Below are 13617 nucleotides of genomic sequence, written 5' to 3' on the forward strand. Positions count from 1 at the left end.
GGGGCAAGATTCAGGTCAGGCCGCGCCGAGAATGGTGGCTTGCGTGAACCGGAGCGGAGCGTACTTTTTGTACGTGAGCACCGGAAGCGCAGGAAGCCTCCGTTCGCAGGCCGGCCTCACCTGAATATCGACCCATCCTAGCCGACGTCGAGAACGATCTTGCCGATATGCTCGCCCTCTTCCATGCGCTCATGCGCGCGCCAGGCGTCGGCCAGCGGGAAGATCATGTCCATGACCGGCGACACCTTGCGGGTGCCAAGCAGCGGCCACACCTGAGCTTCCAGCGCCGCGGCGATCGCTGCCTTGAACTCGACCGTGCGGGGCCGCAGTGTCGAGCCGGTATGCGTCAGCCGCTTGACCATGATTTTTGAAAAATCGGCGCTCGCCACCGCGCCGGCCTGGACGGCGATCTGGACGATCCTGCCCTCGACCGCCGCCGCCTCGTAGTTGCGCGCGACATAGTCGCCGCCGACCATGTCGAGGATGACGTCGGCGCCCTTGCCGCCCGTGGCGTCCTTGACCGCGGCGACAAAATCCTCCTCGCGGTAGTTGATTGCCCGGTCGGCGCCGAGTTTCAGGCAGGCGTCGCATTTCTCCTTGGAGCCGGCGGTGGTGACGACATAGGCGCCGAAGGCCGACGCCAACTGGATCGCCGTGGTGCCGATGCCGGATGAGCCGCCATGGACGAGCAGCGTCTCGCCCTTCTTCAGGCCGCCGCGCTCGAACACATTGTGCCAGACGGTGAAATAGTTCTCCGGCACGGCGGCCGCTTCCGTATGGGTGAAGCCGGCGGGCAGCGGCAGCACGCTGCCGGCATGAACCTTGACATATTCGGCATAGCCGCCGCCGGGGGTGAGCGCGCAGACCCGGTCACCGATGCGCCAGCGCGATATCTCGTCGCCAAGCGCTGCCACTTCGCCCGATGCCTCGAGGCCCGGCAGGTCCGACGCGCCGGGCGGTGGCGGATAGGCGCCCTTGCGCTGCTGCACGTCGGGCCGGTTGACCCCGGCGGCGCGCACCCGGATCAGGATTTCGCCGGGGCCGGGCACCGGCACGTCGCGCGTTTCCGGTTTCAGCACCCGCGGCCCGCCGGGCTGCGAAATTGCGATGGCCGTCATCCTGGCCGGAATTTTATGTCCGCTTGCCATGAAATTTCCCGTCTTGCCGCGCCGGCTTGCCGCCGGCTGTTTGCATCAGCGCCCCTGCCCTATGTATGCTGATTGCCGGATCAGGCAAATGCTGAATGAGCGAGGAGCGACGATGGCGATCTTCGACGACGAACCAAAAAAGAAAGCCCGGCCGCATGAGATCGGGCAGGATCTGTCGCTGCTTTCGGTCGGTGACCTGACCGAGCGGATCGGCATATTGCGCGACGAAATTGCCCGGCTGGAAGCCGAACTGCAGACCAAGGGCAGCACCAAATCGGCGGCCGAGGCCCTATTTCGCCGCGGCTAGTTTTTGCGCTAGTTTTCAACGCCGAAGCATTCGCCGCCGAAAAGCCCGAATGCGCCTGTCATCAGAGCTGCTCCCATCTTCAGAACTGACAAGCCCCTCCAGCCGGATCAAAACATGTTCGCAAGTTACAGACCGATCCTCTCGCTGCTTCGCGGCACTGCTTTCCTGCTCGCGGCTTCGGGATTGCACGGCCTGCTGCTGCCGTTGCGCGGCCAGCTCGAAGGGTTTTCCACCGCATCGCTCGGCCTGATGGGCACTGCCTGGGCCGGTGGCTTCGTCACCGGCTGCTTCTTCGCTCCGCGCCTCGTGCGCCGCGCTGGCCATGTCAGGGCGTTCGGCGCCTTTGCCGCGTCGGGCGCCATCGTGGCGCTGCTCACCGGCTTGATCATCGACGAATATGTCTGGATCCTGTTGCGCGCCTTCACCGGTTTCACCATGGCCGGCGCCTTCATGGTCATCGAAAGCTGGCTGAACGAGAAGGCCACCAACGAGAACCGCGGCACCGTCTTCGGCCTTTACATGATGGTCACCTATGCCTCGATCATGGGCGGCCAGATGATCGTTGCCGGCGGCGACGTCAAATCGGCGTCGCTGTTCATGATCACCGGCATATTGTTCTGCCTGTCGCTGATTCCGACCGCCGTGTCGTCGGCTTCGTCTCCCAAGCCGTTGCAGGACGTCAAGCTCGACGTCAAAGGGCTTTATGCCAACTCACCGGTGTCGGCGATCGCTTGTCTGTTGATCGGCATCGCCAATGGCGCCTGGGGCACGCTGGGTGCGGTCTACGGCGCCCGTATCGGCATTCCCACGGCTGAGATCGCACTGATGATGAGCCTTGTCGTCGTTGCCGGCGCGGCCATGCAGCTTCCGGCCGGGCGCCTCTCCGACAAGACCGACCGCCGTTTCGTGCTGGCGGGTGCGGCTTTCGGCGCGGCACTGTTCGCCATCCTGATCTTCCTGTTCGAACCCCATTCCGCCGTTCTCGTCATCGTGCTGACGGCCGCCTATGGCGCCTTCGCTTACACGCTCTATTCGATCGCGGTGGCGCATGCCAACGACCACGCGCGCGCAGAAGATTTCGTCAAGGTCTCGGGCGGCCTGCTGCTTCTGTACGGGTTCGGCACCATGATCGGGCCCTTGCTGGCCGCCGCTTTGATGGGCTGGTTCCGGCCCGAGGGCCTTTTCCTGGCCACCGCGCTGGCGCATCTGTGCCTCGCCGCCTACACGCTGCTGCGCATCAGCCGCCGCGCGCCGGTGCCGATCGAAGACCGCGACGCCTTCAAGACCCAGCCGGCCGATCGCTCGGTCACCCCTGAAGCATTGCGGCTCAGAAAAGCGGAAGCTGACGGTTGAGATTTGAAAAACTTTGCCCCACAAGTATAGGCATGATCTTTTCTGACGCCTTCATGGCGATTGCCGATCCCAACCGGCGCTATCTCCTGGAAGAGCTCCGGCGCGGCCCGAAAACCGTCAACGAACTGGCTTCGGGCCTGCCAGTCTCCCGCCCGGCCGTGTCCCAGCACTTGAAAGTGTTGCTGGACGCTGGTCTGGTTCAGGCCAAGGCCGAAGGCACGAGGCGGGTCTATACGGTCAGCAATGCCGGCTTCCTCAGGCTCAATATTTGGCTTGATCAGTTCTGGGAAGCATAGGCCGAGACATCAACCGTTTCTCCCGAGTTTCAGGCGTCCGCGGCAAGCGCCTTGCCCAGCGCATCGAGCAGAAACCCGGTTCCATGCTCGCGCGACGAAGACGTGTCGTGGCCATCAAGAAACGCGCCCTGTTCGGTCAGCACCAGCCGCGTGCCCGTGCCCTCCGGGCGGAGCTCCATTGTCGCCAGCGAAACCGAGATTCTGACATCGCCGGCCAGCATGTCGTAGCTGTAGACGATGCGCTCATTGGGCACGATGTCCAGATAGGTGGCAGCGAAGGTATAGAGCGGTCCCTCCTTGGGCCCGCCGACATTGATCTCCTTGCCGCCGATGCGGAAATCCATCTCGTAGCGGCTGGGTCGTGGGCTGTCCGGATCGGCAAACCAGCGCCGCTTGGCGGCCGCATCGCTCAGCGCGAAATAGACTTTCGCCGGCGCCGCCGGATAGACGCGCTCAAGCACGAAGGTGGAATGGACGACGGATCGTTCGGTCAAAATGGCCTCCTTCAGTTTTCTGAGTCTTCGGTTTCGGCAAGAAAATCGCCCAGCCGGTCGAGCCGGCGTTCCCATGTCAGCCGCCGTTCGTTGATCCAGTGTTCGGCGCTGCGCAGCGCCTGCGGCGCGATCTGGCAGGTGCGCACGCGACCTAGCTTTTCCGAGTGCACCAGGCCGCTTGCCTCGAGTACGTTCAGATGCTGGACGACGGCCGACAGCGACATCGCCAGCGGTTCGGCCAGCTGGCTGACCGAGGCCGGGCCGCGCGACAGCCGTTCGACCATGCTGCGGCGGGCCGGATCGGCAAGCGCCTGGAACATCAGGTCGAGCTGGGCGGGATCGTGCAGCATCGCGATCAGCCGTTGTTGTAGGGGAAGAACTTGAAATAGGGCTGCGCCTCCTCGATCACCCTGGCGAAGGACGGCCGCTTGAGCAGGCGGTCGTGATAGCGTTTCACCGCCGGATATTTGTCGCCGAACGGCTCGACCTTGTTGGCGTAGAACAGCGCCGGCGAGGCCGCGCAGTCGGCCATGGTGAAGGTGTGGCCGGCCGCCCAGATTTTCGAGCGCATCTCCTCTTCCACAATCGCATAGGCGTTGCGCAGTTGCGCGCGCGCCTCCTCGACCCCGAACGCATCGGTCTTGTCCTGCGGCCGCAACCTGTCGCCGACGATCTTCTGCATCGGCGCCTGCACATAGAAATCGTAGAAACGATCGGCCTGCCGGACCTGGAGAGCGAGGTCAGCCTCTGCCGGGATGAGCTCGACCGGCCCTGGATAATGCGCGGCCAGATATTCGATGACGATGGTGGATTCCAGCACCGTGCGGTTGCGCGCGTCGTCGCGCAGCGCCGGCATCTTGCCGGTCGGCGACACCTTCAGGAACGCCGCGCGCGACTGCTCGTCGCCGAGATCGACGATGACCGGCGTGAACGGCGTGGCGTTCTCGTAAAACGCAATCAGCGGTTTCCAGCAGAACGATGCCAGCGGATGAAAATGGAACGTCAGGGACATTTTTTGCTCGTCTGTTTGTGGTTCGTCGCTGCTGGAGCCATGCCAGTCAGCGCCAACACTGAAGCATTTACTTAACTATTGCCGTGAGGCGACTGTGTCAAGGTTCTGGCCTGCCCGTCAGGGTTTGGTATGCGCGACGAGGGCGGCGACAATGATCGGCCAATCCTGAGGATGCAGTTCGTGGCCACCGCCTTCGATGCGGACAAGCCGTGCGCCGGCAAAAGCGTCGGCAAGGGCAGCGCCATGCTCGACCGGAAAGATCGGATCCGATGTCCCATGAATGACGAGCAGCGGCGCCTTGATCTCGTGCAGGCGCCCTTTCACATCCACGCCGCCTTTCAGCATGAAATGGTTGGTCGCGCTCAAAAAGCCGCCGGATCGATCATAGTCCCGTTCGATGAAGGCCCTCATCGCCTTTTCGTCGAACGGATGCGCGGTGCTTGCAATGGCGTGCGCGTCCTTGACGACGAAGCCGACCACCTGTTCGCGGTCCGACCAGTCGACTTTTGCGCCGTCGGCCGAGTGCTCCATATAGGCCTCGGTCGTCCCCGGCAGATGCGATGTGTCGATGCCCACCGGCGAACTGCTGATCACCGTCAGCGAGATGACACGCGAGGGGTGTTTCAGGACCAACCGTTGCGCGATCATGCCGCCCATCGACATCCCGACCACATGCGCCTTGCCGATGCCGTAGCTGTCGAGGACGCGCACGGCATCGTCCGCCATGTCATCGAATGTGTAGGGCGGCTCGCCCGGCGCATATTTGGTCGACAGGCCGGTGTCGCGATTGTCGTAGCGGATCACGAAACGGCCTTCGCCGGCGAGTTTCTCGCACAGAGCCTCCGGCCACCACAGCATCGAGGCCATGGCGCCCATGATCAGCAGCATGGCGGGATCGCCGGGATCGCCAAACGTCTGGGAGACGATTTCGGGTGCTGCGGCCTTTGTCATGGGAATCTCCTCGCTCATGCTTCAAACTGATTGCGTTTTGCAATCGGTTGCACGATAATAAAACTGATACGATAATGCAACTGGTTTTTTTGGGAGAGTCGGATGAAAACCGAACACCGCTCGGGATGCCCTATCAATCTGTCGCTGGAAGTGTTTGGCGACCGCTGGAGCCTGATCATCCTGCGCGACATGATCTTTGGCGGCAAACGCCACTTTCGCGAGCTGCTCAACGGCTCGATCGAGGGCATTGCTTCCAACATCCTGGCCGACCGGCTGAAGCGGCTGATGGAACTTGGCATGCTGACCAAGGCCGATGACCCCTCGCACAAGCAGAAGGCGATCTACAGCCTGACCGAGATGGCCATCACGCTGGTGCCGATCATGGCGCATCTCGGCGCCTGGGGCCGCGTCTGGCTGCCGGTCAGCGAGGAGCTATCGATCCGCGCTGAGCTCCTGGAAAAGGGCGGGCCGGCGATGTGGGAGCAGTTCATGGACGAGCTGCGCCACGACCATCTGGGTGCGCCTGCCATTGCGCCGGGGCGGCCTTCCGTCCGCGCCACATTGCAGGCCGGATACGAGGCTGTGGTGGCTCGCAAGGCGTCGAGCGCTGGCCAACCCCCGGCCTCCTGACCAACTTATTTTCCCATTTATGGGGCGGCTCTGCTATCAAGGGGCTGAAAAACATAATTTATGGGATTGGATAACGCTCTTGGTTGAGAACTCTAAGGATACTGCCCGCGCCCGGGCAGATATGCGCTTCAAGAAGCAGGAAGAAGCAGCCACGGTGCGGCAAAAGGCGATGGCGGAGTATGTCGCCGAGGCCGACGCCCGCCAGGCCAAGACCAACAAGCTCAGGGCTCTGCGCCTTGCCAAGGAAGCCGAAGACCTCGCCAACGCCCCTGCCGCCCCGATCAAGAAGCCGGCCCGGGCCAAGAAGAAAATCGCCTGAATACCCCCATAAGTCGACGATCCCCATAGTCGATGGCAGACTGGAGCGGCCGAGCATATCGGCCGGATGCTGGTCAACGGCACGCCGCTAGAGCCGTCCGCCATTCCGCTTTCCCACGCGAAGCAATTTCAACCGCAACCGGGATTTCGCATCTCGCATGTCAGGTCGATGATCGACGCGTTTTGAACAGGAGACCGCCATGACCGCACTGACTCTCGAAAAGGCCAAGCACATCATCGACGCAGCTTTCGCCAAGGGCGCCGAGTTGAAGCTCAAGCCGCTCGGTGTCTCCGTCCTCGATGCCGGGGCTCATCTCGTCGCCTTCCAGCGCCAGGACGGCGCCTCGTTCCTGCGCCCGCAAATGTCGGCCGGCAAGGCCTATGGCGCGCTCGCCGTCGGCATGGGCTCGCGCCGCGTCGAGGCCTTTGCCAAGGAGCGCCCGCACCTCGTCGCCGGCATTTCCGACGTCTCGGGCGGACGCGTCCTGCCGGTTGTTGGCGGCGTTCTGATCCGCGACCAGTCAGGCGCCGTCATCGGCGCCGTCGGCATTTCGGGCGATACGTCGGACAATGACGAGGCCGCCGCCATCGCCGGCATCGAAGCCGCCGGCTTCACCGCCGATCCGGGCTGACCGACCCTTCGGCTAGTTGAGGTTGATATCCCGGCTGGCCGACCGCATCGACACCGAGAAGCCGGCCAGCACGTCGAACAGGGCGATCACCATCAGCGTGAAGAAGACGGAGTGCGCCGCACCCTTCACCAGCAGGAACTCGACCAGGAACGCCACGAAGACCAGTGTCGACAACAGATGGTCCATGATCGAGGCGTTTGTCGTCCGCACCGATTTCACCATCTCCAGGAACAGGAAGATCAGCCCGATCACCACCATCAGGTCGCCGAGCGTCATCGAAAACACCCCGCCCGACATCATGTGAAACGAGAATATCTCGGTCGCCCACGGATCGTCGCCGCTGCCGAATATTCCGAGGAGTCCGAGATTGTAGGCCACGAAGGGCACGATCAGCAGCGGAATAGCACCGAACATCAGGCGTCTCCTCTTGCAATTCCAGGAAAGCGGTTTCCCACAGGAATTGCGTAAACGATGGGGGCACCTTCTGTAGAATGCTCCGCAGGCACGCCGTCAAGATTTTTCGCTAGCGCGTGTGAACACGGTCGAAGACCGGATGCAACAACCGTGTCACCCGACTCAGCGCCTGAACTGCCCTGCCCGCACCGCAGCGCCGATGGCGTTGAGGATGAAAAGGCCGGCGGTCATCGATGTGATCTCGTTGACGTCGCGCGCCGGCGCGATCTCGACGATATCCATGCCGACAACGCGCCCCTTGGCGAACAGCCCTTTGATCAGATCGATCGTCTGCCGGTAGCTGACGCCGCCAGGTGCCGGCCCCTCGACCGCCGGCATGACCGCGGGATCGAGACCGTCGGCGTCGATGGTGAGGTAGTAGCGGCCGCCATCCGGGATGCGATTGAGCAGCGCCGCCGTGCCGATGTCCTGCCATTCACTGGCGGTGATGATGTTGGAGCCGTAGGCGCGGGCCGCATCGACCTCCTCAAGCCGGGCGCTGCCCTGGCCACGGATGCCGAGCTGGAAAATCTCGGCGATATGCGCCATCTCCGAGGCGCGGCGGATGGGGCTGGAATAGCCCTCCCTGACGCCGTTGACGTTGTCGCGCCAGTCGAGATGGGCGTCGATCTGCACCAGCGTGATCGGTCCTTCACCGTCGAGCGCCCGGAAGATCGGGATCGGAATGCCGTGATCGCCGCCGATGGTAATCGGCAAGGCGCCGGCGGCGCGGATCTTGCGGATCGCCGCTTCGGCCAGCCCGTAATGGCCGCCGGCGGCGTCGCCGGGGACATCGCCGACATCGACCACTTTGACGTCCTGTCCGTCGAACAGGGTTCCGCCAATGTCGAAATCATAACGGTCGAGCCCGAGGCTGATGCGCTGCGAGGCGCGCCGCACCGCAGTCGGCGCGTTGGTTTGGTCGTTGATCAGCTCGTCGATCGTGTAGGGCCTGCCGTAAGGCATGCCGATGATGGCGACATCGGCCTTCAGCGCATAGAGATCCTCGACCAGCGGGAAATTCATGAAGGTCTGGAAGACATCGCGCGGTGCTGTGGTGAGCTTGGTCATGCGGTTTCCTCTGTCGCCGCACCAACGGTGCCGGCACGTGCTTCAGCCGCAATCGCGGCGACGCAACGCAATACAGCACCGCGATGGCGGCGTGTATCGCCAGCGACGGTTCGGCCTTTGGCATGGAGGACGGCGTGAGGCAGCCGGGCGACCACCAAACGCAAAAAGACCGGCCAATGGCCGGTCTTTTTGGTATTCAAACCGTCGAAAAGCTGGTCTCAGCTTTCCTTGGGCGTCAAAACCTGGCGGCCGCGATACATGCCGGTCTTCAGGTCGATGTGGTGCGGGCGGCGCATTTCGCCGGAATTCTTGTCCTCGACATAGGTCGGGGCCTTGAGAGCGTCGGCCGAGCGGCGCATGCCGCGCTTGGACGGAGAGGTTTTTCGTTTCGGAACGGCCATGGATATGCTCCACTACATGGTCAAAATGCCCCGATAGCCCTCGTGAAAGGGCCGCGTCAGGGCCATAATCTGAGAAAGTCGGGTGCCTATACACGCCCTACGCCGTTTTGGCCAGCGTTGAGGCAAATTTTTTTGAGCTGGCTAGTCTAAGCACCCCACATATGCGCCGGAGCGCCCGGCGCGCCGCTCGATCAGTGACGCCAGCCGCCGCAGGCCCGGGCCGGGCTTGGCCGGATTGCGGGCGATCGGGTTGGGTAGCGAGACAGCGAGCAGGGCCGCCTGCCGCCGCGACAGCTGCTTGGCCGAAACGCCGAAATGATGCTGCGCCGCCGCCTCGATGCCGTAAATGCCCGGCCCCCACTCGGCGATATTGAGATAAATCTCCATGATCCGTCGTTTCGACATCACCGCGTCGAAATAGACGGCCAGCGGCAGTTCGACCACCTTGCGCACCGAGCCCAGCGGCCGCGACCACAGGAAAAGGTTCTTCACCGTCTGCATGGTGATGGTCGAGGCGCCGCGCGTTGCCTCGCCGGCCAGCGCATCGTCGACGACGCCGCGCAATTCGCCGAGGTCGACGCCGCGATGGAAGCAGAACTGCCCGTCCTCCGACATGATCACGGAATTGGCCAGCACCGGCGAAACATCGTCGATCGAAACCCAGCGCCGGTCGTAGCCGGAAAACGTCGCCAGATCTTTGACCATCAAGGTCGATATCGGATGCACGAACGACGGCAGGTAGAGGAAGGTCAGCACAATGGGTATCGCCGCCAGCACGGCGGCAACGACCAGGCAGCGCCGACCCAGGCGCTTCAGACCGGCGCGGTTCACGCGCCTCGGTCGCGCCATGTCCAGCCCTTCGGTTTCATGATCGACGATAGGTTCCGTCAAGCCGCCCCACCCGCGCCATTCTCCCGCCTCCGGCATAATGGCGTGAGGCTTCTTGCGCAACGTCTGAGTGTCGGCTACCGCTCCCGGCCATGACGAAAGACGAGCAAATGGCCTTTGAAGCCGCACTTTTGGTGCGGGCGGCGGCAATCGAGACCGAACTCCGGCTGTTGCTCGACGGGCGCACGCTTGCCGGCGAGATCGCCCGGCCGGAGCGCCTGATGGCTGCCATGCGCCATGGCGTGCTGAACGGCGGCAAGCGGCTGCGCCCCTTCCTGGTCATGGAAAGTGCCGGCCTTTTTGGGGCCGATGGCGAGGCCGCATCGCGCGTGGCAGCCGCGCTCGAATGCGTGCATTGCTATTCGCTGATCCATGACGATCTGCCGTCCATGGACGACGACGATCTGCGCCGCGGCCAGCCGACGGTGCACAAGGCTTTCGATGAGGCCACCGCGATCCTAGCCGGCGACGCGCTGTTGACGCTTGCCTTCGATATCCTCGCCGACGAGGCGACGGCCTTGCCGGCGGAGCGCCGAGCAGCGCTTGTGCTGGCGCTGGCCCGTGCTGCCGGCGCCGGCGGCATGGTCGGCGGCCAGACGCTCGATCTTGAAGCCGAGCGCAACAGGCCGGACGAGGCCGGCATCATCCGATTGCAGGCGATGAAGACCGGCGCGCTGATCCGCTTCGCCTGCGAAGCCGGCGCGATCATCGCCGGCGCCGCCCCGCAGGACCGTGACCGGCTGGCCGAATTCGGCTCGGCGGTCGGCCTTGCCTTCCAGCTTGCCGACGATCTGCTCGACCTGACCGCCGATGCCAGCCAGATGGGCAAGGCGACCGGCAAGGACGCCGCCGCCGGCAAGGCGACGCTGGTGGCGCTGCATGGAACGAATTGGGCGCGCAGCCAGCTCCATGGGCTGGTCAAGCAGGCCCATGAATTGCTCGAGCCTTACGGCGAAGAGGCAGCCCCGCTGAAGGCAGCGGCGAGTTTCGTGGCAATCCGCAACAGCTGAGGTTTTGGCTGTTGGCAGATGGGCGCTTCCGTGGGCTCGCTATCTGACCTTGACGACGACCTTGCCCTTGGCACGTCCTGTTTCGACGTAAGCCAAAGCCTCATTGGTCGCTTCGAATGGAAAGACCCTGTCGACAACCGGGCGGATTGCCCCATCTTCGATGAGGGAAGTGATTTTGCTCAGCTGCTCACCTTGCGCCCACATGAAGAGGAACGAAAATCCCACGCCTCGGCGCTTGGCTTTGCTCCGAATACCGCGGCTCAGCAGGCGCAGCAGCAGCCTTAGCACCACGTTCAGTTCCTGCTTCCTGGCAAATTCGGGATCCGGCGGACCGGAAATGGAGATGAGCTTGCCGCCCGGCTTCAGCACATTCAGAGATTTTTCAAGCGTCTTGGCGTCCTGGCTGTTCAGGACGACGTCGTAACCCGACAAGACTTTCTCGAAGTCGTCTTTCTTGTAGTCGACGACGACGTTGGCGCCGAGACCCTTGACCAGACCGGCACTCGCCGCGCTCGCCGTTGTCGCAACGGTCGCGCCGAGGTGCTTTGCGAGTTGGATGGCGAATGTCCCGACGCCGCCGGAGCCGGCCTGGATGAAGATCTTCTGGCCTTTCTTCAGGCCTGCCCTTTCAACGAGCGCCTGCCAGGCGGTCAGACCGACCAGGGGGATTGAAGCCGCTTCTTCCATACTGAGGTTCGCGGGCTTCAGGGCCACGTCGGCTTCATCAATCGCGATGAATTCGGCGAATGTCCCGATCCGGCCGTCGCGCGGCCGCGCATAGACAGCGTCGCCGGGTTTGAATTTGCGGACTTTCGAGCCCACCCTGACAACCCTCCCAGCCACGTCGTGACCCAGGATGAAGGGCCGGCGATAGGGCAGGATGAGCTTGAATTCGCCGGTTCTGATTTTGGAATCCAGCAGGTTCACTCCTGCAGCATGGACCTCGACCAGGACATCATTGTCCTGCAGCTCCGGCTCCGGCATCTCGGCCAGCCGCAGAATGCCTTTCTTGTTATATTTATCGACAACGAATGCTTTCATGGCAGTGACTTTCTGAAAGTGTCTGTTGGTATGCCGTTGTGCGTGAATTCTCGGTCTCACCGTTGCTCAGACCGGCAAGCGGAACTGCTTGCGCAAGGTCTTGTCGAACATCTCCGCGGGGGCAAAGCGGCGCAGCAGGCTGACCTGGCGCGCTGCCTTGCCGGCGGTGTAGCGCCGTCGCGGACGGACATCGGTTGCCGCCTTGACGACCACATCCGCCACCACTTCCGGTCGATCGGCTTTGGGCATCACATCGGCAAGCAGCGCCTTGAGCCCGGCTCGCGCCTGATCATATTCCTCCAACAGGGAATCCGGCTCGATTCCGTTCTGGTCGAAGACGGTGCGCACGAATGCCGGCTCGATGACCGAGACACGAATATTGAAGGCACGAACCTCGTGATCGAGCGATTCCGAATAGCCCTCGAGTGCGTGCTTGACCGCCGAGTAATGTGCTGAGTATGGCGCGGGTACCAATCCCAGAATCGAGCCAATGTTGACGATGCGCCCTTGGCCGCGCCGCCGCATCGACGGCAACACGGCGTTGGTCATGCGCATGACGCCGAACAGATTGACGTCGAACAGGGCCTGCACCTGTGCGACCGAGGATTCCTCGGCGCCGCCAAGCAGGCCGACACCGGCATTGTTGACCAGCAGGTCGATGCGGCCGGTTTGAGCCAGCACGGTTGAAACGAGGGCGCTGACCGACTCCCCATCGGTAACGTCGCACATCAGCATGGACACCTGCGTCGGGCCGTTGCGGGCCTTGCTGCGACTTGTCCCGAAGACGGTATATCCCGCCCGCGCCAAGGCTTCGGCACTGGCGCGGCCGATGCCCGAGGAGGCTCCGGTCACAACAGCGGTTCTTCCTGAAAATGCACTCATTTGATACTCCGGAGACATGAGGGCTAGCTTTTTGCTACTGTTTGGATTACGATCGTAATATCACATTACGAGCATAATGCAATAGCACAGAGGAATAGCAGCCATGCGCTACGAAAAGGGCCGAAAGGATGCATCACGCGATCGGATCGTGGAGGTCGCAGCCCAGCGTTTTCGCGGTGACGGCATAGCCGCATCCGGACTGGCAGCCATCATGGGCGACGCCGGGCTGACAAACGGAGCGTTCTATCCGCATTTCCGATCCAAGGCGGAGCTTGTACGTGAAAGCCTGGTAGCGGCTATGGAGACCCAGTCGCAGCAACTGCAGGAGGCGTTGGCCGCTGGTGGTCCGAAGATGGGCATAGCGGCGTATCTGTCAGCTGAGCACCGGGACAATCCGGGAACGGGCTGCGCGTCTGCCGCGCTGTTGCCGGAACTGGCACGTCAGCCACCCGAAACGCGCGAAGCCTATACCGAGCGCTTGCTGGTTTTGGCGCGCCAGTTGTCAGCCGCATTTCCGCGGGCCAAAGATCCGGAAGGCGATGCGCTGGGTGTCTTTGCGACCCTCATCGGAGCGCTCCAACTGGCCCGCGCGGTGGCAGGAACGGAATTGTCGGATCGCATCCTTGCGGCAGGAGCAGATGCGGCGCGGAGGCTGATCCAGACACCTGAGGGTGGGAAGGCATCCTAGACTAGGCCGTGAACCCATAAACGCGAACAACTGAGATTGGCG

At 63.0% G+C, this 13617-nt stretch carries 19 protein-coding genes; 8 read left to right on the plus strand and 11 right to left on the minus strand.

Translation table 11 applies throughout. The annotated features are described in order from the left end of the window. Positions 1–137: 137 nt before the first annotated feature. Positions 138–1148, minus strand: a complete 1011-nt coding sequence (locus AC1DYC_RS20445; RefSeq protein WP_477409387.1) for an NAD(P)H-quinone oxidoreductase — start codon at positions 1146–1148, stop codon at positions 138–140. A 112-nt stretch (positions 1149–1260) separates the two neighbouring features. On the opposite strand from AC1DYC_RS20445, the gene AC1DYC_RS20450 reads away from it, so the two are divergent. The 3 genes from AC1DYC_RS20450 to AC1DYC_RS20460 all read left to right on the plus strand — a co-directional run bounded on the left by AC1DYC_RS20450 (position 1261) and on the right by AC1DYC_RS20460 (position 3104). Then, entirely contained in the window at positions 1261–1455 is a 195-nt protein-coding gene (locus tag AC1DYC_RS20450) for a DUF1192 domain-containing protein (RefSeq protein WP_477409634.1), read from the plus strand. A 75-nt stretch (positions 1456–1530) separates the two neighbouring features. Next, the gene (locus AC1DYC_RS20455) at positions 1531–2808 is read left to right on the plus strand and encodes an MFS transporter (RefSeq protein WP_477409636.1); all 1278 of its coding nucleotides are present in this window, start codon (positions 1531–1533) and stop codon (positions 2806–2808) included. Between the two features lie 32 nt (positions 2809–2840). Then, on the plus strand, positions 2841–3104 hold the full coding sequence (locus AC1DYC_RS20460; RefSeq protein ID WP_477305933.1) for an ArsR/SmtB family transcription factor: 264 nt from the start codon (positions 2841–2843) through the stop codon (positions 3102–3104). A 29-nt stretch (positions 3105–3133) separates the two neighbouring features. Here the strand turns inward: AC1DYC_RS20460 and AC1DYC_RS20465 are convergent, their stop codons facing one another. The 4 genes from AC1DYC_RS20465 to AC1DYC_RS20480 form a co-directional block, all read right to left on the minus strand. Then, a complete protein-coding gene (locus tag AC1DYC_RS20465) occupies positions 3134–3598 on the minus strand; it encodes an SRPBCC family protein (RefSeq protein WP_477409389.1) in 465 nt (154 codons plus the stop codon). Positions 3599–3609: 11 nt separating this feature from the next. Continuing rightward, positions 3610–3948, minus strand: a complete 339-nt coding sequence (locus tag AC1DYC_RS20470; RefSeq protein WP_477409391.1) for an ArsR/SmtB family transcription factor — start codon at positions 3946–3948, stop codon at positions 3610–3612. A 5-nt stretch (positions 3949–3953) separates the two neighbouring features. Beyond that, positions 3954–4610, minus strand: a complete 657-nt coding sequence (locus AC1DYC_RS20475) for a glutathione S-transferase family protein (RefSeq protein WP_477409393.1) — start codon at positions 4608–4610, stop codon at positions 3954–3956. Positions 4611–4727: 117 nt separating this feature from the next. After that, positions 4728–5561, minus strand: coding sequence for an alpha/beta fold hydrolase (locus AC1DYC_RS20480; RefSeq protein WP_477409395.1), 834 nt, complete (start codon positions 5559–5561; stop codon positions 4728–4730). Between the two features lie 102 nt (positions 5562–5663). Here AC1DYC_RS20480 and AC1DYC_RS20485 point away from each other — a divergent pair, with 102 nt between their 5' ends. The 3 genes from AC1DYC_RS20485 (at position 5664) to AC1DYC_RS20495 (ending at position 7141) form a co-directional block, all read left to right on the plus strand. Further along, a complete protein-coding gene (locus tag AC1DYC_RS20485) occupies positions 5664–6191 on the plus strand; it encodes a winged helix-turn-helix transcriptional regulator (protein WP_477308696.1) in 528 nt (175 codons plus the stop codon). Positions 6192–6270: 79 nt separating this feature from the next. Further along, positions 6271–6510 (plus strand): hypothetical protein, encoded by a 240-nt coding sequence (locus AC1DYC_RS20490; RefSeq protein ID WP_477308694.1) that lies wholly within the window; start codon positions 6271–6273, stop codon positions 6508–6510. 199 nt (positions 6511–6709) lie between these two features. After that, on the plus strand, positions 6710–7141 hold the full coding sequence (locus AC1DYC_RS20495; RefSeq protein WP_477409397.1) for a GlcG/HbpS family heme-binding protein: 432 nt from the start codon (positions 6710–6712) through the stop codon (positions 7139–7141). A 12-nt stretch (positions 7142–7153) separates the two neighbouring features. Here the strand turns inward: AC1DYC_RS20495 and AC1DYC_RS20500 are convergent, their stop codons facing one another. The 4 genes from AC1DYC_RS20500 to AC1DYC_RS20515 form a co-directional block, all read right to left on the minus strand. Continuing rightward, positions 7154–7555: a hypothetical protein gene (locus tag AC1DYC_RS20500; protein WP_477308690.1), complete on the minus strand. Its 402-nt coding sequence runs from the start codon at positions 7553–7555 to the stop codon at positions 7154–7156. Between the two features lie 162 nt (positions 7556–7717). Then, positions 7718–8665 carry an agmatinase gene (locus AC1DYC_RS20505; protein ID WP_477409399.1) on the minus strand — a complete coding sequence of 316 codons (948 nt, stop codon included), beginning with the start codon at positions 8663–8665 and terminating at the stop codon, positions 7718–7720. Positions 8666–8883: 218 nt separating this feature from the next. After that, the gene (gene rpmF, locus AC1DYC_RS20510) at positions 8884–9066 is read right to left on the minus strand and encodes a 50S ribosomal protein L32 (protein WP_008834724.1); all 183 of its coding nucleotides are present in this window, start codon (positions 9064–9066) and stop codon (positions 8884–8886) included. Between the two features lie 141 nt (positions 9067–9207). Further along, positions 9208–9915 (minus strand): biosynthetic peptidoglycan transglycosylase, encoded by a 708-nt coding sequence (locus tag AC1DYC_RS20515; protein WP_477409638.1) that lies wholly within the window; start codon positions 9913–9915, stop codon positions 9208–9210. 131 nt (positions 9916–10046) lie between these two features. Here AC1DYC_RS20515 and AC1DYC_RS20520 point away from each other — a divergent pair, with 131 nt between their 5' ends. Next, entirely contained in the window at positions 10047–10964 is a 918-nt protein-coding gene (locus AC1DYC_RS20520) for a polyprenyl synthetase family protein (protein WP_477409401.1), read from the plus strand. Positions 10965–11003: 39 nt separating this feature from the next. Here the strand turns inward: AC1DYC_RS20520 and AC1DYC_RS20525 are convergent, their stop codons facing one another. Together AC1DYC_RS20525 and AC1DYC_RS20530 are read right to left on the minus strand one after the other, a co-directional pair. Further along, positions 11004–12005: an NADP-dependent oxidoreductase gene (locus tag AC1DYC_RS20525; protein ID WP_477409403.1), complete on the minus strand. Its 1002-nt coding sequence runs from the start codon at positions 12003–12005 to the stop codon at positions 11004–11006. Between the two features lie 66 nt (positions 12006–12071). Continuing rightward, positions 12072–12887 (minus strand): oxidoreductase, encoded by an 816-nt coding sequence (locus AC1DYC_RS20530; protein ID WP_477409405.1) that lies wholly within the window; start codon positions 12885–12887, stop codon positions 12072–12074. Positions 12888–12990: 103 nt separating this feature from the next. Here AC1DYC_RS20530 and AC1DYC_RS20535 point away from each other — a divergent pair, with 103 nt between their 5' ends. After that, positions 12991–13575, plus strand: a complete 585-nt coding sequence (locus AC1DYC_RS20535; RefSeq protein WP_477409407.1) for a TetR/AcrR family transcriptional regulator — start codon at positions 12991–12993, stop codon at positions 13573–13575. Positions 13576–13617 lie beyond the last annotated feature (42 nt).

The sequence above is a fragment of the Mesorhizobium sp. P2_E7 genome (assembly GCF_056403855.1).